The sequence below is a fragment of the Streptococcus pseudopneumoniae genome (assembly GCF_001074565.1).
Classification (GTDB): Bacteria; Bacillota; Bacilli; order Lactobacillales; family Streptococcaceae; genus Streptococcus; species Streptococcus pseudopneumoniae_J.
Genome location: NZ_JUQX01000041.1, coordinates 13,575 through 39,275 on the forward strand (window position 1 = coordinate 13,575; position 25,701 = coordinate 39,275).

The following is a 25,701-nucleotide window of genomic DNA, read 5'->3' on the forward strand; positions in this document are numbered from 1 at the left end:
ATGAGAATATTTGTTTTAGAAGATGATTTCTCCCAACAGACTAGGATTGAAACGACGATTGAGAAACTCTTGAAAGAACATCATATCATTCCCAGCTCTTTTGAAGTCTTTGGCAAGCCAGACCAACTTCTGGCAGAGATGCATGAGAAGGGAGCACATCAGCTATTCTTTTTGGACATTGAGATTCGAAATGAGGAGATGAAAGGCCTAGAAGTGGCAAGAAAGATTCGGGATCGAGATCCTTATGCCCTGATCGTCTTTGTGACGACTCACTCGGAGTTTATGCCCCTGTCCTTTAGCTACCAAGTGTCTGCTTTGGACTACATTGATAAGTCCTTGTCGGCGGAGGAGTTTGAGTCTCGTATCAAGACAGCTCTTCTCTATGCCGATAGTCAAGACAGCAAAAGCCTGGCGGAAGATTGCTTTTACTTTAAATCAAAATTTGCTCAATTCCAGTATCCTTTTAAAGAGGTTTACTATCTCGAAACGTCTTCTAGAGCCCATCGTGTTATTCTCTATACCAAGACGGATAGACTGGAATTTACGGCGAGCCTAGAGGAGGTTCTCAAGCAGGAGCCTCGTCTCTTGCAGTGTCATCGTTCTTTTCTCATCAATCCTGCAAATGTGGTGCATTTGGATAAGAAAGAAAAACTGCTTTTCTTTCCCAATGGTGGAAGTTGTCTAATCGCGCGTTATAAGGTTAGGGAAGTTTCTGAGGCTATCAATAATTTGCATTGAGCTAGGAGAATTTATGAATATTGCTTGGATATTATTGTATACACTTATTACTAATGGGCTAGAAATTGTCATTTTCTTTAAGGTAGATGGAATTGATCTTACTTTCGAGAGGATTTTTAAGGCCTTTCTTCTGAAATTTCTCCTAGGGGCCATTTTTGCGACTTTTCAATTTTTAGCTGTGAGTGAATATTTGTCATATTTTATAGAACCTTTGTTTGGCATAGGGTTATCTTTCTTATTGTTAAGAGGGCTTCCTAAAAAACTCCTTTTCTTTTATGGTCTCTTTCCAATGATATTGGTGAATCTCTTTTATAGAGGTGTTTCTTATTTTGTTCTTCCATTTTTGGGACAAGGGCAAGTATATGACAGTTATTCATTTATTTGGTTATGTATAATGATTTTCAATTTCTTCATTTCTCTAGTCTTTTTGAAATGGTTGGACTATGATTTTACTAGTTTGAGAAGGGAGATTCTAGATAAAGGTTTTCAAAAGTCCCTGACTAAAATTAACTGGATAATGGGAACCTACTATCTAGTTATGGAAACTCTGTCTTTCTTTGAATATGAACAAAGCATTCAATCAAAGACTATTCGCCATCTGATCCTAGTGTTTTACATGCTCTTTTTTATGGGGGTTATCAAGAAGCTGGATACCTATTTGAAGGAAAAACTTCAGGAGAAACTGAACCAAGAACAGGCCCTGCGCTATAGAGATATGGAACGGTATAGTCGGCATATAGAGGAGCTTTATAAGGAAGTTCGGAGCTTTCGTCATGATTATGCCAACCTCTTGACCAGCTTAAGCCTAGGCATTGAAGAGGAGAATATGGAGCAGATAAAAGAGATCTACGACTCCGTCTTGAAGGATTCTAGTGAAAAATTGCAGGACAACAAATATGACCTTGGTAGATTGGTGAATATTCGGGATCGTGCCCTCAAAAGTCTCCTCGCAGGAAAATTTATAAAAGCCAGAGAAAAGGATATTGTCTTTAATGTCGAAGTTCCTGAGGAGATTCAAGTTGAGGGGATGAGTCTACTTGATTTTCTAACCATTGTGTCTATCCTTTGTGACAATGCTATTGAAGCTAGTGAAGAGGCCAGTCAACCTCATGTTTCAATCGCCCTTTTTAAAAATGGGGCACAGGAGACCTTTATCATTGAAAACTCCATCAAAGAAGAGGACATAGATGTTTCTGAAATCTTCTCTTTTGGAGTTAGTTCTAAAGGGGAGGAGAGAGGAGTTGGTCTTTATACCATTATGAAGATAGTGGAAAGTTATCCCAATGCTAGTCTCAATACTATCTGTCAAAATCAAGTCTTTCGTCAGATACTTACTATGATGCATACAGAATGATGAAAATAAGACCGAGAGTTCTTGTATCTCGATCTTATTTTTTTATAGTTGTATTGGCTGATGAAGTCCTTGTGTGATGTTATGAGAATATCTATTAACGCTATATAAGAAATTTTCCCACCATCCTCCACCTGTAATCTGGTTGAGTTCAGTAGTTGTTAGTTCTTGAAATGAAGTTAGGTTTTGATTCTTATCCATGTTACGATTCTCCTTTTTGATAAGATAATAAATAGTTCTAGAGTGTTATCTGAAAATTAATCAGAATGTGTTAAAATTTTATCTTTGAAATAATCAAAATATGTTTTCTTTGCAGTTACACTAGTGACGCGACCTTGTAGGCCATATTGGATGAGTTTACTATCCTCATTAGATAGTTTTGCAAGAGCGGTTAATTTAAAGAGATTGCCTTGCTCTGTTCTGGTGGGAGTTTGATCAATGCTCTGAAGTTGACCGATGATGGTAATGCCGTGATTTCCAATCTTCTCAAGTTTTAATCTTACAGTTTGTCCTTTATCTAGTAAGGGGAGATGGTCAGATGATACGTAGTAAGTGATTAGTACTTCTCTTGTATCTGTTATAATAGGGAATATTTGAGCAATTTCTGTACCAGTTGGAATTCTATTTTTACCTTCAAATTCGCTGTTCAGATGAATGATACCTTTACTTGGAGCGGTTAAGGTATTGTTTTCCAAACGCTGTGTCGCTTGATCTAGTTGTACTTTTAATTCTGTTAATTGATTCTCCACGGTTAGTTGTTGCTGAGAAGCTGTTTGTAAAAACTGAGTGCGGAGTACTTCAATTTTGGTTTCTAAACTATTATCATAAGTTGCTACACTTCCGATACCAGCTTGCTGAATTTTGAGGCTTGCGATAGATGATTCAAGATTTGCAATACTTTGATTGATTTGAGATAAAAATGGCTCCTCTTCAGTTCCCTGTGTTTGTCCTTGTGAGGCTACAAGATAACGATTCAAAATTGACTGGTGTGGATTGCTGGTTGGTAAGCGTGCCCTTTTATTTATGATAGCATCTCTCAGCTCCTGATATTCTCCAATTTGTTGTTGCACTTTTGTAATTTCTTGTTCGATGGCTGATGAACTGCTATTGGCAAGATTAGCTTGATTTGAAACCTCAGTGTTAGTCTTTGTGATACCCAGTTCAATATCATGGGATTGTTTAGTAAAATTCATAAAGGTATTATGGTAGCCAAACTCATCCTCGCCAGAAAAAAGATCAGTCGCTTTTTCTAAGCTTTGTTTCAAAATTCCAAGTCCTTCTTTTTGCTTCTCAAGTCTTTGTAATTGAGTTTCTAAGGTAGTTTTCTGACTTTCTTCCATTGTTTCAGAGTATTTGATGAGTAAGTCTCCTTTTTCAACTACTTGATTTGCCACTAAATGATTAGCAAGGATAGGATTGTCACTTGTTGACTGAATGGATGCAATGACACTTGTAGGGGTGATTTCTCCTTGGGAAGTAACAGTAATTTCTTTTGTGGCAACAAGGGAGAAAATCAAGATGAAAGTAAACAGTAATGAAAGTGGTATGATTAATACTGTCGCATAGTTATGGTAACGTCTCTGATAAAACTCGACGCTTCTAAAAAGATTAGGATTCATAACATTCTCCTTATTTATTGAACAGATGATGGTAGAAGCCTTGCGCCTGTATTAACTCTTTATGACTCCCAACTTCAATGATTTTACCCTGGTCAAGAACAATGACACGGTTGGTTCGTTCGGCTATACTGAGACGATGGGCTACAAAAAGAATGGTTTTATCAGTTAGGGACATAAGATTATCTATAACCTTTTTCTCGGTCAAGACATCAAGACCGCTAGTAGCTTCATCTAGTATTAAAACAGGAGCTTTAGTTAGGAGAGCACGAGCGAGAGCGATTCGTTGCTTTTGTCCTCCTGATAAACCAGCTCCATCAGAGAGCTGAGTTTGATAGCCCATAGGCATTCTTTCAATGTCTTGACGGATTTCAGCTAATTCACAAGCTTTTAGAATATCTTCTTGGCTAATCATATTATTACCGCCCAATGTTAAGTTTTCCAAGATAGATCCATTAAAGATATAGGCTTGTTGGGGCAGGTAATTAATATGACGTCGCAAGATTTTTTTATCAATGTTTTTAATATCCTGATGATTGATGGAAATATGTCCTTTGTAAGGTTCAAAGAAATTGACAATCATTTTGGCTAAAGTTGTTTTACCAGAACCACTAACTCCAACTAGGCTAACCTTATCTCCTTGTTTAATCGTGAGATTAATATCCGTTAAGGTATCTCGCCCAAAACCATACTTATAAGAAAGATCATCAAATTCAATATCGCCCATCAAAAAATGTGAATGAACAGAGCTTTCTTGAACTTGAAACTCAGATTCAACTAGATAGACTTCGTTCAAACGGTTATTAGCGACCTTCGCAGATTGGAGTTTGGTTTGGAGGTTGATAATATTTTCCATAGGAGTTGTAAAGTAAGAAAGAAGTGTGTTAAAGGTAATCAGCTGACCGATAGAAATTTTACTAGACATAACTAATTGAGCCCCAAACCATAGGATGAGTATATTAAGAACTAACTTTGTTCCTTGTTTTAAATTAGTTTGTAAAATAGAATATTTAGTAAGTTTAAAGGATTTTTCCAAATAATCTACAAATTCACTGTCTATATTTTGATAGCGATTTTCTTCACTCGTGAGCGACTTTATAGTTTCAATCCCGTTGATATCTTCGATAATGGCAGAACTAACCATAGAATTACTTTGCATGACATCATGGTTCATTTTTTCAAAAGGCTTCATAAAAGAAAAGATGATGAACATGTATATAGGAACGGAAATAAGAGAAAGAAGGAAGAGATTAGGGTTTTGTGCCAGTAAGACACCTCCTACAAGAATCAGAATGGAAACATCAAGAAAAAGAGAGAGAATGGTAGAAGCCAAGGCATCTATAATAGAGTTAGCATCTGTGAACCGTGAAATGATTTCCCCTGTACGACGTGTCGTAAAGAAAGACATAGGAAGTTCAAAAATATGGCGAATATAGGATAAAATCACATCAATACTTAGTCTCTGACTCAGAACAGTTAGGAGATAATCTCTGGAGAAGCTCATGGCTTGTTGGAGGATATAGGTGATAATTAGACCAATTGAGATAATTCCTAAAGTTGATTTCATCTGATTTGGGATGTATTCATCTAAGATTCCTTGGAGATAATAAGAACCACCGATATTGATAATAGTGACCAATAAGCTTGAGAGAACAATGTAAGTAATGAGAGATTTTTGTTTGAAAATCAGAGGAAGGAAGCTTAGTAGACCATTCTTTTTATCTTTATGGGGTTGATAGCTGGGTTTTGGAGCTAGAAAAATAGCTACTCCAGTCCATTCAGAGAAAAAGCGTTCTTTTGACATTTTGGTGATTTTTACAGAAGGGTCAGGATCACCAATAATCAGATAGTCTTTCTTTGTTTGATAGACAACATAGTAATGTTGGAGTTTTCCTTTTTTGTTAACGTGAACAATAAATGGATAGGGGACATCACTCATGTCAAAGAGCGTTTGATCTGCTTGAACAGGCCTTGTTTCAAATCCCATTTCATCAGCGGCTTTTACAATGCCAAGAGCAGTCGTCCCTTCTTTATTGGTCTTTGCAAGTTCTCTCAAGTGAGCTAGAGAAAAATCTGAACCATAGAATTTAGCAATCGAGGCTAAGGCAGCAACACCACAGTCTCTAGCATCTATTTGTGGAACAAATGTACGTTTATAAGAAGTCATTGGCAATTCCTTTCATATAATATGATGAGTTTATTATGCCATAATAATAAGTTTATATTTTATGAAATCTTGAATTGTCATTGAAACTTCCTGAATGGTAAAAAAGTGATTAGAAGCCATCTTTCTTTAAAAGGTTATAGAATATGCTTTGAAATAAAAAAGCTAATTCAAGACGTTTCGATGACAATTCAAGATTTGGATGAAAAATTTAAAAAAACAATGATATACTAAACTTGTCAAAGTTGCAACAGGACAAAAATTAAAATAAAAAAGGAGTATTTATCATGAATACAAAAATGATGGAACAATTTTCTGTTATGGATAATGAAATGCTTGCTTGCGTTGAAGGTGGAGATAATTCATACGGATTCTGGTATAGAATAGGTGGTTTAGTAAGAGATGGATTCGATTTGTATGTTGAAAATCAAAGAAGATTGCATGCGATGTGTCCACTGTGTATCTAGGGAGGTAATATCATGAAAAATAAATACTTTGAAACTTTAAGTGCAGAAGAACTAACACAAGTCCAAGGAGGCGGAATTCCTTGGTGGACTCCAATAATTCCTAATTACGACCAAATTCTGGGATCAATTTGTGGTTTCATAGATGGATTTAGCAGATCTACAAACAGGGGACAATGCTAAAAAATCATCTAGACATTAAAGAAAGGATAAACTATGAAGAACATAAGTTTTATCTTTATAAAAGTGCTTACTTGCTTTTTACTTACTTTTGCCATTCAAGTTGTACCATTAACTGTTGTTAGACGATTTTATGACGGAGCGATGGGAGATGTGTTCAGTGTTGGTGTCTTCTTTTTAACTTTCTTTATTTGTTTAACCATTCTTGTATATCTCATTAAGAGATGGGGTGATGAGACTACTTTAGATTGCTTGCCAATCAAGTGGGTAGAATTGAAATGGATTGTTCTTGCTTATCTGGCTAATCTGGTTTTAGTAGTTGGTTTTATACTTTTCATGACCGTACTTGGAAAAGTCCATGATAATACAAGTTCTTTAAGCTTTTTTCAACATTTGGAAACAAGAGGTTTTCTGTACACATTTCTATTCTGGTTGTCAACTGCTTTTACTCAACCTCTTTTGGAGGAGATGCTCTTTAGAGGGATCATTTTAGGAACTTTAGAAAAATATTCTCCTATTTTTGCTGTTTTTCTTTCAGCTGTTCTTTTTGGATTTGCTCATGATGGAGAGATTATTTCTCAGCATCTTGTGACAGGAATTGTATTAGGGAGTCTCTATATAAAGCGGAGAAACCTGTATTCCTGTGTAGTTGTACATGGTTTGATGAATGCTACTGTTACCTGTCTCTTTTTTCTGGCTACTTAAGTTTTTAATAAGGTCACATAGCTATGTAGCAGAGGTTACATACGGTTTCTTGATATATTAGTATAAGAGAGGAGACTGGAAAAATATTTCTAAAAACACAACGTACTTCTAGTGAGATTGTTCCTAGGTCAGTTTCCTTTACTTGTCTATTTTTATCTCGTCAGTTTTTAAATTTTTCCTTAGTTTTCTAATTTCTTTTAGTGGTTATCAACTTGACTTCTATTTTGGCTGTTGTTTATCTCACTAGGGAAATGAGAGTGAAAAAATTTGAAGATGATGATTTGGTTAGTCCTAGAACCAATCAACTCATGTTTATAGATTGACAGGTTTTGTGTCTATTATCGCTTTGTATAGAGGTATCACAGCAGTAGAATTCTATCAGCAATTAATTGCCTATATCGGTGCCATCCTATGCTTGCTTATCATGCTTCTGCTCCTTTGGGATTTGAAGTATCATAAAAAGTAGGGGCTAATGCTAATAAAGTATAAAAGGGTAAGTGTTTTCGCAATACTTACCCTTTTATAATGAAGTTTTTGCAATTCAAGATGTTTCGATGACTATTCGAGATTTGGGTGAAAAAATTTAATAAACAGTGATATACTAAACTTGTCAAAGTTGAAACAGGACAAAAATTAAAAATGAAAAGGGGTATTCATCATGGATACAAAAATGATGGAACAATTTGAGGTTATGGATACAGAGATGCTTGCGAGTAAAGTAGGAGGAAAAACAATATACTACGGTAATGGTTTATATTGTGATAACTCTAAAGGTTGCTGGGTAAACTGGCCTGAAGCTATAAATAAAATTCTTACTAATTCTATTGTTAATGGATTTTCAGGTGGGAATGCAGGTTGGAATTCGGGGGGGCCTCTATAATGAGAGGTTTAAAGTGGTTTTCTGGAGGAGTTGAAAGACGCCGTGAAGCTATCATCATATTAGAAGAACTTATTCAAAATATAAAATGTGATTCTCAACTTCTCCCTTTGAAAAATATATTGATTTCTTACGAATATGAATTAAAGAAAGGAAGTATATCGATTCCTTATACCCTTAGTCGAATGAACATTGAAATTTCAAATGTATTAATTGAAAATGCACTACATTTATCTGAAATTCAGTCTGATCAGATAAAAAAATTAAGAGAATTATCTAATATTAGATATGGATACTAGGGTATGGTATAGTTGATATGTTAATTATATTTTATATATTTCTAATATTTTTATTGTGACTCTGAATTTGAGTGAAAAAAATTAAAACAGTACTATACTAAACTTGTCATGGTTGCAACAGGACAAAAAACTCAAATTAAAAGATAAGTGTTTTTGAAATACTTACTTTTTTATGAAGTTTTGCAATTCAAGATGTTTCGATGACAATTCAAGATTTGGATGAAAAATTTTAAAAAAACAATGATATACTAAACTTGTCAAAGTTGCAACAAGACAAAAATAAAAAATATAAAAGGAGTATTTGTCATGAATACAAAAATGATGGAACAATTTGAGAGTATGGATACTGATATGCTTGCTTGCATTGAAGGTGGTAAAAAATTTGGTGATTGTGAAACTGCAATTGCTGCTGGAATTGGTGTAGGTGCTGTTTTTGGGGGTCCTTGGGGCGGTATAGGTTTAGGTATGGTAGCAGCCGCTTATTACTGTTAATAATTATTTGGACATTAGTATTTATAGTGATGTTAAACTGAATTTGGAGGTAAAAAAATGAATAAGGATAATATCAAGAAATTTGAAGTTGTTGATGTGGAGATACTCTCAACTGTTAATGGTGGAGACTGGCGTTGTGTAGTAGGAACAGCAGGAGGCGCTATATTTGGAGGTGCATTTGGAGGTCCTTGGGGTGCGCTTGGTGTAGGCACGGCGGCTAATATGTTTTTTTGTGCTACCCCTGTTAGTTGATACTTAATGAAAAACAAAGAATAAGCTAGAAGGCTGGTCACAGATAGCTCAAAATACTGTTTGTTGTGGATAAGGTTTACGAAGTCAGTAACATATACCTACTGAAAGGTGGTGCCGATCTGGTTTGAAGGTTTTTTCGAAGAGTATAAACAACAGATAATTTATAGGTTAATGTAAAATTTAGAGTTTTTATAAAAGTTTTTAAAATTTTTGAAGTTTATGCTAAGTAATATTGATATTGCTGAATAGTTTAAATATAGGTTGGTCAATAGATAACACTCCAGTACTCTTGTTTAGAGTGGGAGGGATGTTAGTTAGTATTAGAATTAAAAAATTGCTTACTTATAAAATATTAAAATAAAAGTGAAGGATGAAGTATCGATATGAAAAAGTATATAGATTATTTAGATTTATTTGCCCGAGTTGTAGTAATATTGATGTCTCTTTTTCTTTGTATAAGAGTACTCATGATTTCAACGGAATTATGGAAAAATATTGTGGTACTAGTGAGTACTCCTGTTACAATCTATAGTCTGATAAAACATAGATTAGATTATAAAGTATATAAAAATAAAGAACGTTCATAGTAAGAAAAAATTATGAAACTATAGAACTGGTTTGCTTAATGTGTAAAAAAACAGAATGATAGTAGATGTTCTCAAGTATTCATCTTTTTAATAGACCTTTGGTACAACTCAATTAAAAAGGGTAAGTGTTTTTGAAATACTTACCCTTTTATAATGAAGATTTTACAATTCAAGATGTTTCGATGACCATTTAAGATTTATATGAATTTGTAATCTTAAATAAGGTAAGATAAAGACAACAAATGTAAAGGAGTATTCTTATGAAGAAACAAAATATAAAATCGCTATTACTTGTGCCACTTGTATTTGCATCTATTACTACGGGTGTTGTATATGCAGAAGAACAGCCTACTACTTCATCTATCCAGACTAATGATAGTTCTGTTGTGGCACCAGATTTGCCACCGGCTAAGGAAAAGGTGGAGAATAAACCTGCCGTTGTAACTCCAGAAGAGTATGAACAGAATGTTGAGAACTTTAAAAAGATAGATATTGAAGCTGTTCGTCAATCTTTTACAGAGGATCAATTGGAACATACTATTTATTTTGGTAGAAAAACTTGCTCTCATTGTCGTCAATTTTCTCCTAAATTGAAAGAATTTAATAACTTGATTGAAAAAAAGTTAGAGTATTATGATTTGGATGGTAAGGATTTTGATGGGGAGGCGAGAGAGTTTCTATTTAAAAAAGTCGGTATTCCAGGAACACCAACAATTTTGTATTTAAGAAATGGACGTCCGATATCTGGATGGGTTGGTGGGGGAGCGACTGCACAACAGGTTTATGATTATATGTACTCGAGAAACTCACCTAAGCAAACGGAAACAATAGCATCGTCCAAGGAAACAGTAACTGAAAATGTGCATGATGAGAAAACCAGAAATGACAGCATGAGTACTAGTGATAAAGTTGTAAGTGAAAGTAAAGGTATGAGTGATGAAAAAAGAACCGAAATGAAAATATCCAATGATAATCCCAATTCTAATAGTGAAAATAGTGGGAAAGTGGAGAGTATAAACTCAACTTCCAAAGCTAAAACTACTCAATCTGGCGATTTAGCAATGTTAGACAATAAGAATCAATTGGAAACTCTCAAACCTATTTTTGATGCTGCTCAAGAAAATAAAACTCCTTTAACCGATGTTAAGGGAAGCCAATCTATTACTTCGAATAAAAAATTATTACCGAAAACAGGAGAGGAAGAAAGTTACCAACTGATTCGGCTAGCTGTCGTGTTTTTTATGGCTTCTATAATGATTAAAGTGAAACAAAAGATTCATAAATAAAAATAGATGGTAAACAGGTGCAATGATATTATTTGTTTGTAATAACATATGACTAGAATTTTCCTATAGACAAGAGTGAAAGGGCAAGCATGTTTTTAATGCTTGCTTTTTAAATTTTTTTACAATTCAAGACGTTTAGATGACAATTCAAGATTTGGATGAAAAAAATTAATAAACGATGATATACTAAACTTGTCAAAATTGCAACAAGACAAAAATTAGAATTAAGATTAAAATGGAGGTATTCGTTATGGATACAAAAATGATAGAACAATTTCATGAAATGGATATAACTATGTTATCCAGTATTGAAGGAGGCAAGAATAATTGGCAAACTGATGTCTTAGAAGGTGGTGGTGCAGCTTTTGGTGGCTGGGGCTTAGGAACAGCCATTTGTGCTGCGAGTGGTGTTGGAGCGCCATTTATGGGAGCATGTGGATACATAGGAGCTAAATTTGGTGTGGCTCTTTGGGCAGGAGTAACAGGTGCAACGGGTGGATTTTGATAAAAGGAGATTTGTATGAATACTTATTATAATGCAGATGAAACAATGTTAAGTGAGATTTATGGAGGTAATTCCGGAGGAGCGGCTGTAGTTGCTGCTTTAGGTTGTGCAGCGGGTGGAGTGAAATATGGGAAGTTTCTAGGACCATGGGGCGCTGCAATAGGAGGAATTGGAGGAGCATTGATTTGTGGATATTTAGCCTATAGTGCTACATCATAAAAATGGAAGATATATTGTATGAAGGCTGTATTCTATATAATTCTCTTCGCTTTCCAAACATATCTTATTTATCTATCTATAAGTATCTCTGATAAAAAACAAAAGACTATTGAATTAACATCATTGAATTGTTTTGTCATATTATTTCTAATCTATGATAAATTATTTTTTCTCTTCATTGCCTATGTTTTTTTGATAATTTTTATATTAAACTTGTTCCGTAACTGAAAAGTTATATACTATATGAATACAAAAATGATGGAACAATTTAAGATTATGGATACTGATGTGCTGGCTAGCATTGAGGGAGGAACTGATTGGGGAACAGTAGGAAAAGGAACTGTCTATGGAGCAGGTATCGGAGTTGCTATGTGTACGGTAGGAGGGCTCCTTACTAGTGGTTCCGCATGGGCTATGACTGCTGGCTGTGCTTGGGCTGGAGCTAAACTTGGTGGTGCTTTTACTGCAATTGCTGATAATATTTGGCCATAGAAGGGAGTAGAAATTATGTTTGATTACAAAATAGTAGACAATCAAGAATTAAGTAATATTTCTGGAGGTGGATTGGGAGGAGATGTAGTTGTAGGAGCCTTGTCGGGTGCATTTCAGGCAGGACAATCTTGTATCGCTGGAGGCCCTCAAGCTTACTTGATTTGCGCAACAGGGGGCGCTATAGTAGGTGGCATTATAGCTTTTGGATTGAGACCCCCAAAATAGTTTAAAAAAGGAATGGGTATTAATATGTTAAATGAAACTATGATTCAGCTTATACTCATTGCAATTTGTTGTGTGTACATTATTTTTAACACCAAGGCTGATAAAAACCCAAAGAGAGGATATCGTACGGCTTTGTACCTTTTCGTTATGGCTGGTATTATATCCTATATTATGAATTATCTGAATTGGTTAGATTTTTTCTTACTGATAACTCCGATAATGTGTCTATTTAAATTTGAAGATAAATGGAGTTAGCAACATTTGACACTTCAATAGGTTATTAACTATCCTTTGGCTCATTGTCAACTGTAGTGAGTTGAAGAAAAGCTAGGATCGAGAAAGGACGAATTTCGTCCTTTCTTTTTTGAGTACGACGGGCATGTCGTGTATTTGATGTGTAAGTCCTCCGTGTGCACCCGCTACCGGTGAATTCAATAGCGATTCTCAAGCCTGACTATCGTGAGGTAGCGGGGAGAAGAAGGCATAGCGAAATCGTGGCTTAAAGAACAGGAATGTTATAGTAAGACACGTTTAGAGGATAAAGTGGCTTCACACTCTAAAGCACAAATAGTTATACTGATGGAAGAGTTAATCTATAGAGGATTACTTCAACACGCCTTTTTTAAACATTCGCGATTTGGCCTTGATTTGCTCCTTCCTTCCATTTTATTTGCACTTCCTCATTTTTCAAGCCTACCTAGTTTGTTAGATATTTCCGTCTTTGCAACATTTGGAATCATCCTTGCCGGTTTGACCCGCTATACCAAGAGCATTTATCCATCTTATGCGGTGCATGTTATCAATAATATTGTCGCGACATCACCATTTTTGCTGACTTTTTTACACAGGATATTTAGCTAAAAATAGTGGAGTAAAAATAATTATCGATTTTAAGAAGAGACTGGGACAAAAGTCTAATCTTAAATATAAAAAGCGAACAAAATCAGTTATCTAACACTCAGAATTCTGTCTTGTTCGCTTTTTTGTCTAATCTATCGATTTTAAAAATTTATAATATAGAATTCCTAAAATCAAAATCTTTTTGTCCCAGTCTCTTCTTATTAGTTGATTGGGAAGATTGTGCTCTTTGAGCAATTCAAGACGTTTCGATGACAATTCAAGATTTGGATGAAAAAAATTAATAAACAGTGATATACTAAACTTGTCCAAGTTGCAACAGGATAAAATTAAAAATAAAAAGGAGTATTTGTCATGGATACAAAAATGATGGAACAATTTGAGATTATGGATACCGATATGCTTGCTTGCGTTGAAGGTGGCGGTTGCAATTGGGGAGATTTTGCCAAAGCAGGTATTGGAGGAGGAGCAGCAAGAGGTCTTCAACTAGGAATTAAAACAGGAACATGGCAAGGCGCTGCAACTGGTGCTGCGGGTGGAGCTATACTTGGAGGTGTGGCCTATGCAGTAACATGTTGGTGGTAATTATGGATTTTAAAAGTTTTATTATTGGTTTAGTAGTTGGTGTATTTGGTCCTTATATGGATGATTTAATTAGAAAAATATTTTCAAAATCTCCCAAAAAGGATACGGATAGTACTCCCTAAAAAATAAATTTCTCCCCTGTATCTGCTAGCTTAATTTACAGGGGAGAAATTTATTTTTGTTTAGCCTGTCAAAATGATATGTGATAGCAGGATGAAAAGTCCGCAAACAAGTTGGTATCAATACAATATAAAGAGGAAAGTATGTTTTTCATGCTTGCTTTTTTTTAATTTTTTTACAATTTAGGAAGTTTTGATGACCATTCATGATTTGGGTGAATTAAGCTCAAAAGGAGTGCTATACTAGTAGTGTAAAGGGTGTAGCTTATCTAAGATTAAGCATACATTTAGGAGGAAATCTTATGAAGAAAAAAATATTTATCATTTTAACCTTGTATCTGATCATGTCCATCTTTCTTTATCCGCTTAGGGAAAGTATCTGGTATCTTCTGTTTTATACTATAGCCTATATGATTGCAGTTATGATCTATTTTGCTTTAACTAAAAAGAAAGGAGCAAAAAAATGAAAATTTTTCTTGCTAAAAAACGGAACATCTTTCTTACGAGATTGTTCCTAGGGCAGTTGCCCCTGCTTGTCTCTACTTATCTATTTCTATCTCGTCAGTTTTTAAATTTTTCCTTGGTTTCTCAATTTCTTTTAGTGGTTATTAACTTGGCTTCTATTTTGGTCACTGTTTATCTCACTAGGGAGATGAGGATAAGAGAGTTTGAAGACGATGATTTGGTTAGTCCTAGAACCAATCAACTCATGTTCATCGGTCTGACAAGCTTTATGTCTATTATTTGTTTGTATAGAGGTATCACAGCGGAAGAATTCTATCAGCAATTAATTCTCTATATTTGTGCTATTCTCTGCTTGCTTATCATGCTTCTGCTCATTTGGGGATTGAAGTATTATAAAAAGTAGCTTACCTTCCTCTTCTGATAGAATCTTTTATTAGAAGGCTCTATTAAACTGTCCGTGAAATAAGTGAATGGAGGTATTTAAAATGAAATATAGATTATTTCTTGTTATTTTCTTGAGTAGTATTTTGGATATTCTTTTAGGAAAATTTTTACAAATCTCTAATGTATCGATTGGGTGGCTTGTTCTCTACAGTGCCTTGTTTGAAGCAGGGATTTTTCTTCTTACCAATAAAGGGTTGACGGCACAAATTAAGGAGGCAGACATTCAAAACCGTTTTAAATTTATTTTTGGAAAAACGATATGGTTTCAAATTCTTTTGCTTATCTTTGTGATGGCCAAACTTTATCTTGGTTTGGATGTGAAGTTGATTTTATTTTACGGGCATATTTTCATTATCTTTAATGCCTTAATATATCTATTATCTAGTAGTCGGGTTAGTCTTAAAAAGAGCAAACTGTCCTCTTAATCTTGTAGCAGTAGAGCCCGGCAAAGGGAGGTATTAGGCTAGTCGTTGTCTTGTAAATAGTAGGGGGATTTCTATGAAAAAACACTCTATTCTTTTCAAAACGAGTGCAATTCTTTCTTATTTGTTTTTGTTTTTTGGATTGTTTTGGACAACCCAATTTTGGAGCAATTATTGGGAGTTCTCGTCTTGGGTAGGAAATATTATCTGGATCCGAAACATCATCAGTGTTCTCTTTATCGGCTTGATGGTTTGGATTTTGGTCAGGTCGGGCCATGATTATCTCTTTCGCATCCCTAGGAAAAAGTGGTTGAGCTATTCTGTTCTGACGGTGTTAGTAGCTGTCGTGCTGATATGCTTTAACTATCTGACAGCTAAACACGTTCAGGGAACAAACGAAGGTTGGAATTTATTTATTGCCTATAGTGAGACCAATTTTGCGGAGTTCGGTGTTTACCTAACTTTAATAGTACTAGGACCTCTGATGGAAGAATTGGTGTGTAGAGGACTGCTTCAGCATGCCTTCTTTAAGAATTCGAGATGGGGGCTGGATCTTCTCTTTCCTTCACTCCTATTTTCCTTGCCTCACTTTTCTAGCTTGCCAAGTCTCGCAGATATTTTTGTCTATACGACAGTGGGCTTTCTATTTGCCTATCTGACACGTTATACGAAGAGTATCTATCCTTCTTATGCGATTCATATTGTTAATAATATCATCGCAAACTTACCATTTTTGCTCACTTTTCTACATAGGGTCTTGGGGTGAAAAAACCAAAAGGTTTACTTTTCAGCAATAGAGGAGTTCATCATGTATAAACACTTATTTTTTTTAGATTCAAAAACTTTAGACTGGTTGACACCTTATATTCTAGTCTTGGCTTCTGATACTATTGCCTTTAGTGTTTTTGTGCTAACCTTTGTATCTGTTGTGGTCTTTTCTTTCCTAAATCCCATGCTAGCTTTCATGTCTATATTCTTAGGAGCTGGCTATGTGGTCGGATTTTGGTTACTAAAATGGTTTGTTTTGGAAAGACTAGAGCTAAAGGATGACTTGTAGGAAAGTCTGTTTGTTGAGGAGGATAGCTGTATGGCCATTTTCAATAAGTGTCATGCCTTGTTTTTGGGATTTTTAGTATTTGCAATCGTTGGTGCAGCGGGTTATTCCATTAATCAAGGGGATTATTTTCAACACCAGTACACATTCATTATTATAAAGAGTCTCTTGCTTTTCCTTAGTTTTGGCTATGCGAGATGGTTTGATATGATTTCTTTTGGGATTTTAAGCAAGAAACAACTCTTGCTGTTTATTGGAATCTTTCTTCTCACGGTGCTGGCAAATATAGGCTATCATGCTTTTTTCTCAGTTGCTTCTGGTGCCTCGGCTCAACACCTTGAGGAAACGAGTAAAGGACTTCCGCTTTCCTTTATTGTAAGTGTTACAGTTTTGGGACCAATCCAGGAGGAACTCATGTTCAGAGGACTTCTTCAGGGGGCTATATTTGAAAATTCTTGGTTAGGGCTTGTACTGACTTCCTCACTCTTTTCTTTCATGCATGAACCTTATGATGTGCCTTCGTTTTTCTATTATCTACTTGGGAGCTTGTTGCTGGGCTTTGCTTACAAAAAGAGCCAAAATTTGTGGGTTTCTACTCTAGTTCACATGTCTTACAACAGTTTGCCACTTTTAACTTATTTCTAAAAATCATGAAAAGGTAAGCAGAAGACGGTGCTTGCCTTCTTTAAGCTATAATGATAGCCTGAATCAATTGAGATGCTTTTCTTTGGGAATCGGGTGTGAAGCGGTTGACGAATAGACAAAAAACTAGTAGAATAGTAAGGAAACTTTATACGGAGGAAAGAAATGGACTTGGGTGATAATGAGCTAACGCTGACCCCGATACCAGGGAAGAGCGGCAAGGCTTATATGGGAAGCTACCCTGATGGGAAGCGCGTCTTTGTAAAAATGAACACCTCTCCAATCCTACCTGGCCTAGCCAGAGAACAAATCGCTCCTCAATTACTATGGACTCGTCGTTTAGCGGATGGTCGTGATATGTGTGCCCAAGAATGGTTGACTGGCAAAATCTTGACTCCCTACGATATGAATCGCAAACAAATTATTACAATCTTGAACCGTCTTCACCGCTCGCGTCCCTTGATGAAGCAGTTGAGTCGTTTGGGATATACCATGGAAAAACCAGTTGATTTGTTGCGTTCTTGGAAACAAGAAGTACCAGAAATCTTGCAACAGAATCACTACTTGAATAGTGTGATTGCTGAGCTAGGTAAGACGGTTCCAGGCTTTAGGGAAGATCATGCTACGATTGTGCATGGAGACCTTCGCCATAGTAATTGGATTGAGACTGAGAGTGGGCTTGTTTATCTAGTGGATTGGGATTCGGTTCGTCTGACGGATCGTATGTTTGATGTGGCGCATTTGCTATGCCACTACATTCCAGATCATCAGTGGCGTCAATGGTTGAGAGACTACGGCTATAAGTACAATCAGACAGTGTTAGATAAATTGTATTGGTATGGTCAGTATTCTTATCTGAACCAGATTGCCAAATACTTTGTAAATCAAGATTTAGCCAATGTAAACCGGGAGATTTATGCCTTGCGTGTCTTCCGTGATAAGTATGGAAAGAAGAGATGAGAGTTAGAAATCGTAAAGGGGCGACAGAATTACTAGAGGCGAATCCTCAGTATGTGGTCCTCAATCCCTTGGAGGCTAAAGGGAAATGGCGAGACTTGTTTGGAAATGATCATCCTATTCATGTTGAGGTTGGAAGTGGAAAAGGGGCCTTCGTATCAGGAATGGCCAAGCAAAATCCTGACATCAACTACATCGGGATTGATATCCAAAAGTCGGTATTGAGTTATGCCTTGGACAAGGTATTAGAAGTTGGAGTGCCCAACATCAAGTTGCTGTGGGTAGATGGTTCAGATTTGACGGACTACTTTGAAGACGGTGAGATTGATCGTCTCTACCTAAACTTTTCAGATCCTTGGCCTAAAAAACGCCATGAAAAACGTCGTTTGACCTACAAGAGTTTCTTGGATACCTTTAAGCGCATCTTGCCTGAGAATGGGGAAATCCATTTCAAGACAGACAATCGTGGCTTGTTTGAGTACAGCTTGGTGAGTTTTTCTCAGTATGGGATGAAACTGAACGGAGTTTGGTTGGACTTACATGCTAGTGATTTTGATGGCAATGTCATGACGGAATATGAGCGAAAATTCTCCAACAAGGGTCAAGTAATCTACCGAGTTGAGGCAGAATTTTAAGAAATAGCTTGAAAACCAGCCGTTTGAGTGCTTATACTTTACATAAATTGACAAACGTGCTATACTGATAGTAAGAATATGAGAAAGAGAGGCGGGGAAATATCTTCGCCTCTTGCTTATGAGGAGGTGGACGCAATCGCAACAATCGTAGAATTAGTCAGAGAAGTTGTAGAACCTGTCATCCAAGCACCTTTCGAACTCGTGGATATCGAGTATGGAAAGATTGGCAGTGACATGATTCTCAGTATTTTTGTAGATAAACCTGAAGGAATTACCTTGAACGACACGGCAGACCTGACAGAAATTATCAGTCCTGTCCTAGACACTATCAAGCCTGATCCCTTCCCAGAACAATATTTCCTAGAAATCACCAGTCCAGGCTTGGAACGTCCTTTGAAAACCAAGGATGCTATCGCTGGAGCGGTTGGAAAATACATCCATGTCGGGCTCTACCAAGCTATCGATAAGCAAAAAGTCTTTGAAGGCACTTTGGTATCCTTTGAAGAGGACGAGTTGACCATGGAATATATGGACAAGACGCGTAAGAAAACCGTTCAAATTCCATACAGTTTAGTATCAAAAGCACGTTTAGCAGTAAAATTATAGAAAAGAAAGGATAGCTTTTGAGGATTCAAAAGCAAAGAAAACATGAGTAAAGAAATGCTAGAGGCCTTCCGCATTTTGGAAGAAGACAAGGGAATCAAAAAAGAAGACATCATCGACGCAGTAGTGGAGTCGCTTCGTTCCGCTTATCGTAGACGCTATGGTCAGTCAGACAGCGTAGCCATCGACTTCAATGAAAAGACTGGTGACTTTACTGTCTATACTGTTCGTGAAGTTGTAGATGAAGTATTTGATAGCCGTTTGGAAATCAGCTTGAAAGATGCCCTTGCCATTAATTCAGCCTATGAGCTTGGTGATAAGATTAAGTTTGAAGAAGCACCAGCTGAGTTTGGTCGTGTAGCAGCCCAATCTGCTAAACAAACCATCATGGAAAAAATGCGCAAGCAAACACGTGCTATCACTTATAATACTTACAAAGAACATGAACAAGAAATCATGTCTGGTACGGTAGAACGTTTTGACAACCGGTTCATCTATGTCAACCTTGGCAGCATCGAAGCTCAATTGTCAAAACAAGACCAAATCCCTGGAGAAGTCTTTGCTTCCCACGATCGTATCGAAGTTTATGTTTACAAGGTTGAGGACAACCCTCGTGGTGTCAACGTCTTTGTCAGTCGTAGCCATCCAGAAATGATTAAGCGTTTGATGGAGCAAGAAATTCCAGAAGTCTACGATGGAACTGTTGAAATCATGAGCGTAGCCCGCGAAGCTGGTGACCGTACTAAAGTTGCCGTTCGTAGCCATAATCCAAACGTGGACGCTATCGGGACAATCGTTGGGCGTGGTGGTGCTAATATCAAGAAAATCACCAGCAAATTCCACCCAGCTCGCTACGACGCTAAGAGCGACCGTATGATTCCTGTAGAAGAAAACATTGACGTTATCGAGTGGGTAGCGGATCCAGCTGAGTTTATCTACAATGCCATCGCACCTGCAGAGGTTGACCAAGTTATCTTTGATGAAAACGACAGCAAACGTGCCTTGGTCGTTGTACCTGATAACAAGCTTTCTCTTGCTATCGGTCGTCGTGGACAAAACGTTCGCTTGGCAGCTCATTTGACAGGTTACCGTATCGATATCAAGTCTGCCAGTGAGTTTGAAGCGATGGATGAAGCAGGTCAAATTGATTACGCAGATGTAGATGAATTGATTGAAGAATAAAAGCTGCTAGAGGAGGGAAAGATGAAAACAAGAAAAATCCCTTTGCGCAAGTCTGTTGTATCTAACGAAGTGATTGACAAGCGTGATTTGCTCCGTATTGTCAAGAACAAAGAAGGACAGGTCTTTATCGATCCGACAGGCAAGGCCAATGGCCGTGGCGCTTATATCAAGCTAGACAATACAGAAGCCCTAGAGGCCAAAAAGAAGAAAGTCTTTAACCGCAGCTTTAACATGGAAGTGGAAGAAAGCTTTTATGACGAGTTGATCGCCTATGTTGATCACAAAGTAAAAAGAAGAGAGTTAGGACTTGAATAAGCAAAAGATAAGCAATCTCTTGGGACTGGCTCAACGAGCAGGACGGATCATATCAGGTGAGGAATTGGTGGTCAAGGCTATCCAAGACCAGAAAGCCAAGCTAGTCTTTCTAGCACATGATGCTGGTCCCAATCTAACCAAGAAGATTCAAGATAAAAGTGACTATTATCAAGTAGAAGTTATTACCGTGTTTTCAACACTGGAATTAAGCATAGCAGTCGGAAAATCAAGAAAGGTTTTGGCTGTGACAGATGCTGGATTTACAAAGAAAATGAGGTCTCTTATGGAATAGAAGAGGAGGACATGATTTGTCTAAGAAAAGATTGTACGAAATCGCAAAAGAACTTGGAAAAGAAAGTAAAGAAGTTGTAGCGCGTGCAAAAGAGTTGGGCTTGGATGTGAAAAGCCACTCATCGAGCGTAGAAGCAGTTGCTGCTGAGAAAATCGTGGCTAGCTTTAAATCGGCACCTGCTCCTAAGGCAGAAGCAAAACCTGCAGCACCAAAAGCAAGTGTAGAAAAGAAAGCAGAAAATTCTGTTTCGGCTAAACCAGCTGCCGCAAAGGAAGAAAGCAAGCCAGCTACACCTGCAGCTCCTAAGGAAGACAAAGTGGTGGCTGCAAGACCGCAGAGCCGTAACTTTAAAGCGGAGCGTGAGGCACGTGCAAAAGAGCAGGCAGAGCGACGCAAACAAAACAAGGGCAACAACCGTGACCAACAACAAAACGGCAACCGTCCGAAAAACGACGGCCGTAATGGTGGCAAACCTGGTCAAGGAAACCGCGACAATCGCCGTTTTAACGACCAAGGGAAGAAACCACAAGGTCAAGGAAATCGTGGCAATGATCGCCGTCAGCAACAAGACTTCCAGCCAAAATCAGCTGGACCACGTGTTGACTTTAAAGCCCGTGCGGCAGCCCTAAAAGCAGAGCAAAATGCAGAGTACGCACGCTCAAGCGAGGAGCGCTTCAAGCAATCGCAAGCTGCCAAAGAAGCCTTGGCTCAAGCTAATAAACGCAAGGAGCCTGAAGAAATTTTTGAGGAAGCTGCTAAGTTAGCTGAACAAACGCAGCCAGCCGTAGCAGTAGCTCCTGTAGCTAAAGAAGCGCCAGTGGATACACGTCGTAAAAAACAAGCTCGACCAGACAAAGAACGTGACGATTATGATCACGAAGAAGATGGTCCTAGAAAACAACAAAAGAATCGAAGTAGTCAGAATCAAGTGAGAAATCAAAGAAATAGTAACTGGAATAACAACAAAAAGAATAAAAAAGGCAACAAGCAAAACAACCGCAATCAGGCACCAAAACCTGTTACAGAACGTAAGTTCCACGAATTGCCAAGCGAATTTGAATATACAGATGGTATGACTGTTGCGGAAATCGCAAAACGTATCAAACGTGAACCAGCTGAAATCGTTAAGAAACTCTTTATGATGGGTGTTATGGCCACACAAAACCAATCTTTGGATGGTGACACCATTGAACTCCTATTGGTAGATTATGGTATCGAAGCCAAACAAAAGGTTGAAGTGGACAATGCTGACATCGAACGTTTCTTCGTCGAAGATGGTTATCTCAATGAAGATGAATTGGTTGAGCGTCCACCAGTTGTGACCATCATGGGGCACGTTGACCATGGTAAAACAACCCTTCTAGATACCCTTCGTAACTCTCGTGTTGCAACAGGAGAAGCAGGTGGTATCACTCAGCATATCGGTGCCTACCAAATCGTTGAAAACGGCAAGAAGATTACCTTCCTTGATACACCAGGACACGCGGCCTTTACATCGATGCGTGCGCGTGGTGCATCTGTTACCGATATCACCATCTTGGTTGTAGCGGCAGACGACGGTGTTATGCCACAAACTATCGAAGCCATCAACCACTCAAAAGCGGCCAACGTTCCAATCATCGTAGCCATTAACAAGATTGATAAACCAGGTGCCAACCCAGAACGCGTTATCGGTGAATTGGCAGAGCATGGTGTCATGTCAACAGCTTGGGGTGGAGATTCTGAGTTTGTCGAAATTTCAGCTAAGTTCAACCAAAATATTGATGAACTCTTGGAAACGGTCCTTCTTGTGGCTGAAATCCAAGAACTCAAGGCAGATCCAACAGTGCGTGCTATCGGTACGGTTATCGAAGCTCGTTTGGATAAAGGAAAAGGTGCGGTTGCAACTCTTCTTGTGCAACAAGGTACTCTGAATGTGCAAGACCCTATCGTTGTCGGAAATACCTTTGGTCGTGTCCGTGCTATGACCAATGACCTTGGTCGTCGTGTTAAGGTTGCAGGACCATCAACGCCAGTTTCTATCACAGGTTTGAACGAAGCGCCGATGGCGGGTGACCACTTTGCCGTTTACGAAGATGAAAAATCTGCGCGTGCAGCCGGTGAAGAACGTGCCAAACGTGCTCTTATGAAACAACGTCAAGCTACCCAACGTGTCAGCCTTGAAAACCTCTTTGATACACTTAAAGCTGGTGAGCTTAAGTCAGTTAACGTTATCATCAAGGCCGACGTACAAGGTTCTGTTGAAGCCCTTTCTGCCTCACTTCAAAAGATCGATGTGGAAGGTGTCAAAGTTACCATCGTTCACTCAGCAGTCGGTGCTATCAACGAATCTGACGTAACACTTGCGGAAGCTTCAAATGCCTTTATCGTTGGTTTCAACGTACGTCCTACACCACAAGCTCGTCAACAAGCAGATGCTGACGATGTTGAAATCCGTCTTCACAGCATTATCTACAAGGTTATCGAAGAGATGGAAGAAGCCATGAAAGGGATGCTTGACCCAGAATTTGAAGAAAAAGTTATCGGTGAAGCAGTTATCCGTGAAACCTTCAAGGTATCTAAAGTGGGAACCATCGGTGGATTTATGGTTACTAGCGGTAAGGTTACCCGTGACTCTAAAGTCCGTGTTATTCGTGACGGTGTCGTTATTTACGATGGTGAACTTGCAAGCTTGAAACACTATAAAGACGACGTGAAAGAAGTTACAAACGGTCGTGAAGGTGGATTGATGATTGATGGCTACAATGATATCAAGATGGATGATGTGATTGAGGCTTATGTCATGGAAGAAATCAAGAGATAAGATTTTTTGCTCCTTTCTTAGATGGTGAGGGACGCAAGCAAACCGATGGTTTCATTGCTTATTTTTGAGCCTAGGGTCTCAAAAATCCCCTGTGATGGAACTGATAAATCAGTTCCATCACTTTCACCACGGCGAAAGAAGCAGATGATTTCAAATTGAACTTTGTTCCAATTTGAAATGAAAATCAAGAAGTTTAAAAATAGCTAGGTCTGCTGGCCTAGCTTTTGGTTCAAAGTAGAGAAAGGAATATCATGGCAAATCATTTCCGTACGGATCGTGTGGGCATGGAAATCAAGCGTGAAGTCAATGAGATTTTGCAAAAGAAGGTCCGTGATCCGCGTGTCCAAGGTGTGACCATTACAGATGTTCAGATGCTGGGGGACTTGTCTGTTGCTAAGGTTTACTACACCATTTTGAGTAACCTTGCTTCGGATAACCAAAAAGCTCAAATCGGGCTTGAAAAAGCAACTGGTACGATCAAACGTGAACTTGGTCGCAATTTAAAATTGTACAAAATCCCAGATTTAACCTTCGTCAAAGATGAGTCCATCGAATATGGAAACAAGATTGACGAGATGCTACGCAATCTGGATAAAAACTAAGAAGGAGGGGGTGACCCTCTTTTTTCTTGTCAGAGTAATCTGTTTGCTAATCATCGATATGTTGCCCTTGTAAAACGCAGTTTAAAAAATTTGTATATTTCAAATAGTATGATATGATAAAGCTTGATATAAATGAAAAACGGAGAGACATATGGCTAAACAAGATATAGCTATGCAAGTGCTGCAACAAGTGGTAAAATTACCCGTAGTCAAAGTTGATCGAGAGAAATTTTTAGTAGAAAAGTTTTCAAAGGAATTAGACCGTAAGGATATTCCAACTTTGATTGAACAAGGACCGACGGCTTTATTACCCCAGGAAAGCTTGGATAGAGTGGCTAAGGCCTGTATTAAGGATAATGTCCTGTTAGCCAGTGGAACTTCGGTTTTGGCTGGTCTACCTGGAGGTATTATCATGGCGATCACTATCCCGACAGACGTAGCCCAGTTTTATGCATTCTCATTAAAACTAGCTCAGGAACTAGGGTATATTTACGGATTTGATGATCTTTGGGCATCGCGCAATGAGTTAAGCGAGGAAGCTAAAAACACACTCCTACTGTACCTCGGTGTGATGCTGGGAGTAAATGGTGCAGGTGCCTTGCTTCGATCAGGCGGAGTGACAGTAGCCAAGCAAGTCATAAAAGTAGTGAACAAGAAAGCTTTGACAAAGACGCTCTGGTATCCTATCTTAGAGAAAATTTTGAAAATTTTTGGTGTTAATCTGACAAAAGGAGGTTTAGCCAAAGGGATGGGGAAAGTGATTCCTATCCTAGGCGGAGTCATTTCTGGTGGCTTAACCTTTGCGACCATGAAACCGATGGGAGAAAGATTGCAACAGGAATTGTCCAAGCTAGTCAACTACAATGAAGTGCAATATCAAAGAGACGTTGATACTATCCGAAAAGAGGTCGAAATCATCGAAGGAGAGTAATATGGGACTTATAAAAACTCTAGCTAAAACTTATGGGAATTACTTTTTCGTGATGCAAAGCGTCAAAGTCCTGAAGAACATGAAAAAAGATGACAATGCTCTAGTAGGTTTCGGGAAAGTACTGCTGGCTGACAAGTTGATGGATGTAGCCCAGTGGCTCGCAAAACCAGATGATAAGGAATAACTTGAAATGAAAGAAACTAGCAGGAACTCCACTGCTAGTTTTTTAATCTCTTCCCATATGGTATAATATAAGCAGTAAAATCATTTTATACTCTTCGAAAATCAAAGAGCAAACTAGGAAGCTAGCCGCAGGCTGTACTTGAGTACGGTAAGGCGA

General features: G+C 37.9%; 34 protein-coding genes and 2 pseudogenes. 33 read left to right on the forward strand and 3 right to left on the reverse strand.

Features of this window, described 5'->3' with window-relative positions:
- Nucleotides 1–738 carry a response regulator transcription factor gene (locus ADI74_RS06425; RefSeq protein WP_049537851.1) on the forward strand — a complete coding sequence of 246 codons (738 nt, stop codon included), beginning with the start codon at nt 1–3 and terminating at the stop codon, nt 736–738.
- 13 nt (nt 739–751) lie between these two features.
- Entirely contained in the window at nt 752–2,092 is a 1,341-nt protein-coding gene (locus tag ADI74_RS06430) for a sensor histidine kinase (RefSeq protein WP_049537852.1), read from the forward strand.
- A gap of 42 nt (nt 2,093–2,134) precedes the next feature.
- Here the strand turns inward: ADI74_RS06430 and blpC are convergent, their stop codons facing one another.
- Genes blpC through blpA form a run of 3 tightly spaced genes read right to left on the reverse strand, consistent with a single transcriptional unit; the run spans nt 2,135 to nt 5,872 of the window.
- Nucleotides 2,135–2,290, reverse strand: coding sequence for a quorum-sensing system pheromone BlpC (gene blpC, locus ADI74_RS06435; RefSeq protein ID WP_000360258.1), 156 nt, complete (start codon nt 2,288–2,290; stop codon nt 2,135–2,137).
- A 56-nt stretch (nt 2,291–2,346) separates the two neighbouring features.
- Nucleotides 2,347–3,708 (reverse strand): bacteriocin secretion accessory protein, encoded by a 1,362-nt coding sequence (locus ADI74_RS06440; RefSeq protein WP_049537853.1) that lies wholly within the window; start codon nt 3,706–3,708, stop codon nt 2,347–2,349.
- 10 nt (nt 3,709–3,718) lie between these two features.
- Nucleotides 3,719–5,872 (reverse strand): peptide cleavage/export ABC transporter BlpA, encoded by a 2,154-nt coding sequence (gene blpA, locus ADI74_RS06445; RefSeq protein WP_049537854.1) that lies wholly within the window; start codon nt 5,870–5,872, stop codon nt 3,719–3,721.
- Between the two features lie 284 nt (nt 5,873–6,156).
- On the opposite strand from blpA, the gene ADI74_RS11425 reads away from it, so the two are divergent.
- From ADI74_RS11425 to ADI74_RS06600, 31 genes and pseudogenes are all read left to right on the forward strand, one after another.
- Nucleotides 6,157–6,336, forward strand: coding sequence for a Blp family class II bacteriocin (locus tag ADI74_RS11425; RefSeq protein ID WP_160312966.1), 180 nt, complete (start codon nt 6,157–6,159; stop codon nt 6,334–6,336).
- A 12-nt stretch (nt 6,337–6,348) separates the two neighbouring features.
- Nucleotides 6,349–6,516: a bacteriocin gene (locus tag ADI74_RS11075; protein WP_152906313.1), complete on the forward strand. Its 168-nt coding sequence runs from the start codon at nt 6,349–6,351 to the stop codon at nt 6,514–6,516.
- Nucleotides 6,517–6,549: 33 nt separating this feature from the next.
- Nucleotides 6,550–7,218, forward strand: coding sequence for a CPBP family intramembrane glutamic endopeptidase (locus ADI74_RS06455; RefSeq protein WP_049537855.1), 669 nt, complete (start codon nt 6,550–6,552; stop codon nt 7,216–7,218).
- Nucleotides 7,219–7,469: 251 nt separating this feature from the next.
- Nucleotides 7,470–7,684, forward strand: a pseudogene (locus ADI74_RS11475) (hypothetical protein).
- 192 nt (nt 7,685–7,876) lie between these two features.
- Nucleotides 7,877–8,098, forward strand: a complete 222-nt coding sequence (locus ADI74_RS06460) for a leucocin A/sakacin P family class II bacteriocin (RefSeq protein WP_049537856.1) — start codon at nt 7,877–7,879, stop codon at nt 8,096–8,098.
- Complete coding sequence (locus tag ADI74_RS06465) at nt 8,098–8,394, forward strand: bacteriocin immunity protein (RefSeq protein WP_049537857.1); 297 nt, start codon at nt 8,098–8,100, stop codon at nt 8,392–8,394. Before ADI74_RS06460 ends, ADI74_RS06465 begins: the two co-directional genes overlap by 1 nt.
- 306 nt (nt 8,395–8,700) lie before the next feature.
- The gene (locus ADI74_RS06470) at nt 8,701–8,886 is read left to right on the forward strand and encodes a bacteriocin class II family protein (protein ID WP_049537858.1); all 186 of its coding nucleotides are present in this window, start codon (nt 8,701–8,703) and stop codon (nt 8,884–8,886) included.
- A gap of 57 nt (nt 8,887–8,943) precedes the next feature.
- On the forward strand, nt 8,944–9,138 hold the full coding sequence (locus ADI74_RS06475) for a Blp family class II bacteriocin (RefSeq protein ID WP_049537859.1): 195 nt from the start codon (nt 8,944–8,946) through the stop codon (nt 9,136–9,138).
- A gap of 847 nt (nt 9,139–9,985) precedes the next feature.
- Nucleotides 9,986–11,011, forward strand: coding sequence for a thioredoxin domain-containing protein (locus ADI74_RS06480; protein WP_049537860.1), 1,026 nt, complete (start codon nt 9,986–9,988; stop codon nt 11,009–11,011).
- A gap of 250 nt (nt 11,012–11,261) precedes the next feature.
- Entirely contained in the window at nt 11,262–11,516 is a 255-nt protein-coding gene (gene blpM / locus ADI74_RS06485) for a two-peptide bacteriocin subunit BlpM (protein WP_049537861.1), read from the forward strand.
- A gap of 15 nt (nt 11,517–11,531) precedes the next feature.
- Nucleotides 11,532–11,735, forward strand: coding sequence for a Blp family class II bacteriocin (locus ADI74_RS06490; RefSeq protein WP_049537862.1), 204 nt, complete (start codon nt 11,532–11,534; stop codon nt 11,733–11,735).
- 243 nt (nt 11,736–11,978) lie between these two features.
- Nucleotides 11,979–12,227, forward strand: a complete 249-nt coding sequence (locus ADI74_RS06495; protein ID WP_049537863.1) for a Blp family class II bacteriocin — start codon at nt 11,979–11,981, stop codon at nt 12,225–12,227.
- A gap of 15 nt (nt 12,228–12,242) precedes the next feature.
- Nucleotides 12,243–12,452 (forward strand): Blp family class II bacteriocin, encoded by a 210-nt coding sequence (locus tag ADI74_RS06500; RefSeq protein ID WP_049537864.1) that lies wholly within the window; start codon nt 12,243–12,245, stop codon nt 12,450–12,452.
- A gap of 576 nt (nt 12,453–13,028) precedes the next feature.
- Nucleotides 13,029–13,313: pseudogene (locus ADI74_RS06510) on the forward strand (CPBP family intramembrane glutamic endopeptidase); the annotation flags it as partial.
- A 351-nt stretch (nt 13,314–13,664) separates the two neighbouring features.
- Nucleotides 13,665–13,895 (forward strand): bacteriocin class II family protein, encoded by a 231-nt coding sequence (locus ADI74_RS06515; protein WP_049537865.1) that lies wholly within the window; start codon nt 13,665–13,667, stop codon nt 13,893–13,895.
- A 2-nt stretch (nt 13,896–13,897) separates the two neighbouring features.
- The gene (locus ADI74_RS06520) at nt 13,898–14,017 is read left to right on the forward strand and encodes a PncF family bacteriocin immunity protein (RefSeq protein WP_049537866.1); all 120 of its coding nucleotides are present in this window, start codon (nt 13,898–13,900) and stop codon (nt 14,015–14,017) included.
- A 460-nt stretch (nt 14,018–14,477) separates the two neighbouring features.
- Nucleotides 14,478–14,882, forward strand: a complete 405-nt coding sequence (locus ADI74_RS06530) for a hypothetical protein (RefSeq protein ID WP_049537868.1) — start codon at nt 14,478–14,480, stop codon at nt 14,880–14,882.
- A gap of 82 nt (nt 14,883–14,964) precedes the next feature.
- On the forward strand, nt 14,965–15,348 hold the full coding sequence (locus ADI74_RS06535; RefSeq protein WP_049537869.1) for a hypothetical protein: 384 nt from the start codon (nt 14,965–14,967) through the stop codon (nt 15,346–15,348).
- 73 nt (nt 15,349–15,421) lie between these two features.
- The gene (locus ADI74_RS06540; RefSeq protein ID WP_045591832.1) at nt 15,422–16,111 is read left to right on the forward strand and encodes a CPBP family intramembrane glutamic endopeptidase; all 690 of its coding nucleotides are present in this window, start codon (nt 15,422–15,424) and stop codon (nt 16,109–16,111) included.
- A gap of 42 nt (nt 16,112–16,153) precedes the next feature.
- Entirely contained in the window at nt 16,154–16,402 is a 249-nt protein-coding gene (gene blpZ / locus ADI74_RS06545) for an immunity protein BlpZ (RefSeq protein ID WP_049537871.1), read from the forward strand.
- 30 nt (nt 16,403–16,432) lie between these two features.
- Entirely contained in the window at nt 16,433–17,044 is a 612-nt protein-coding gene (locus ADI74_RS06550) for a CPBP family intramembrane glutamic endopeptidase (protein WP_049537872.1), read from the forward strand.
- A 162-nt stretch (nt 17,045–17,206) separates the two neighbouring features.
- Nucleotides 17,207–18,001 carry a cell cycle regulator CcrZ gene (gene ccrZ, locus ADI74_RS06555; protein ID WP_049537874.1) on the forward strand — a complete coding sequence of 265 codons (795 nt, stop codon included), beginning with the start codon at nt 17,207–17,209 and terminating at the stop codon, nt 17,999–18,001.
- The gene (gene trmB / locus ADI74_RS06560; RefSeq protein ID WP_049537876.1) at nt 17,998–18,633 is read left to right on the forward strand and encodes a tRNA (guanosine(46)-N7)-methyltransferase TrmB; all 636 of its coding nucleotides are present in this window, start codon (nt 17,998–18,000) and stop codon (nt 18,631–18,633) included. The genes ccrZ and trmB overlap by 4 nt, the downstream gene beginning before the upstream one ends.
- A gap of 126 nt (nt 18,634–18,759) precedes the next feature.
- Entirely contained in the window at nt 18,760–19,239 is a 480-nt protein-coding gene (rimP, locus tag ADI74_RS06565) for a ribosome maturation factor RimP (protein WP_076984778.1), read from the forward strand.
- 42 nt (nt 19,240–19,281) lie between these two features.
- The gene (gene nusA / locus ADI74_RS06570; protein WP_049537880.1) at nt 19,282–20,418 is read left to right on the forward strand and encodes a transcription termination factor NusA; all 1,137 of its coding nucleotides are present in this window, start codon (nt 19,282–19,284) and stop codon (nt 20,416–20,418) included.
- A gap of 21 nt (nt 20,419–20,439) precedes the next feature.
- Entirely contained in the window at nt 20,440–20,733 is a 294-nt protein-coding gene (rnpM, locus tag ADI74_RS06575) for an RNase P modulator RnpM (protein WP_000857568.1), read from the forward strand.
- A complete protein-coding gene (locus ADI74_RS06580; RefSeq protein ID WP_001041396.1) occupies nt 20,726–21,025 on the forward strand; it encodes a YlxQ-related RNA-binding protein in 300 nt (99 codons plus the stop codon). Before rnpM ends, ADI74_RS06580 begins: the two co-directional genes overlap by 8 nt.
- A 16-nt stretch (nt 21,026–21,041) precedes the next feature.
- Entirely contained in the window at nt 21,042–23,828 is a 2,787-nt protein-coding gene (infB, locus tag ADI74_RS06585; protein WP_049537882.1) for a translation initiation factor IF-2, read from the forward strand.
- Nucleotides 23,829–24,079: 251 nt separating this feature from the next.
- A complete protein-coding gene (gene rbfA / locus ADI74_RS06590) occupies nt 24,080–24,430 on the forward strand; it encodes a 30S ribosome-binding factor RbfA (protein ID WP_001273601.1) in 351 nt (116 codons plus the stop codon).
- A 151-nt stretch (nt 24,431–24,581) separates the two neighbouring features.
- Nucleotides 24,582–25,361 (forward strand): hypothetical protein, encoded by a 780-nt coding sequence (locus ADI74_RS06595; protein WP_001118424.1) that lies wholly within the window; start codon nt 24,582–24,584, stop codon nt 25,359–25,361.
- 1 nt (nt 25,362) lies between these two features.
- Entirely contained in the window at nt 25,363–25,545 is a 183-nt protein-coding gene (locus tag ADI74_RS06600; RefSeq protein WP_049537884.1) for a hypothetical protein, read from the forward strand.
- Nucleotides 25,546–25,701: the final 156 nt, after the last annotated feature.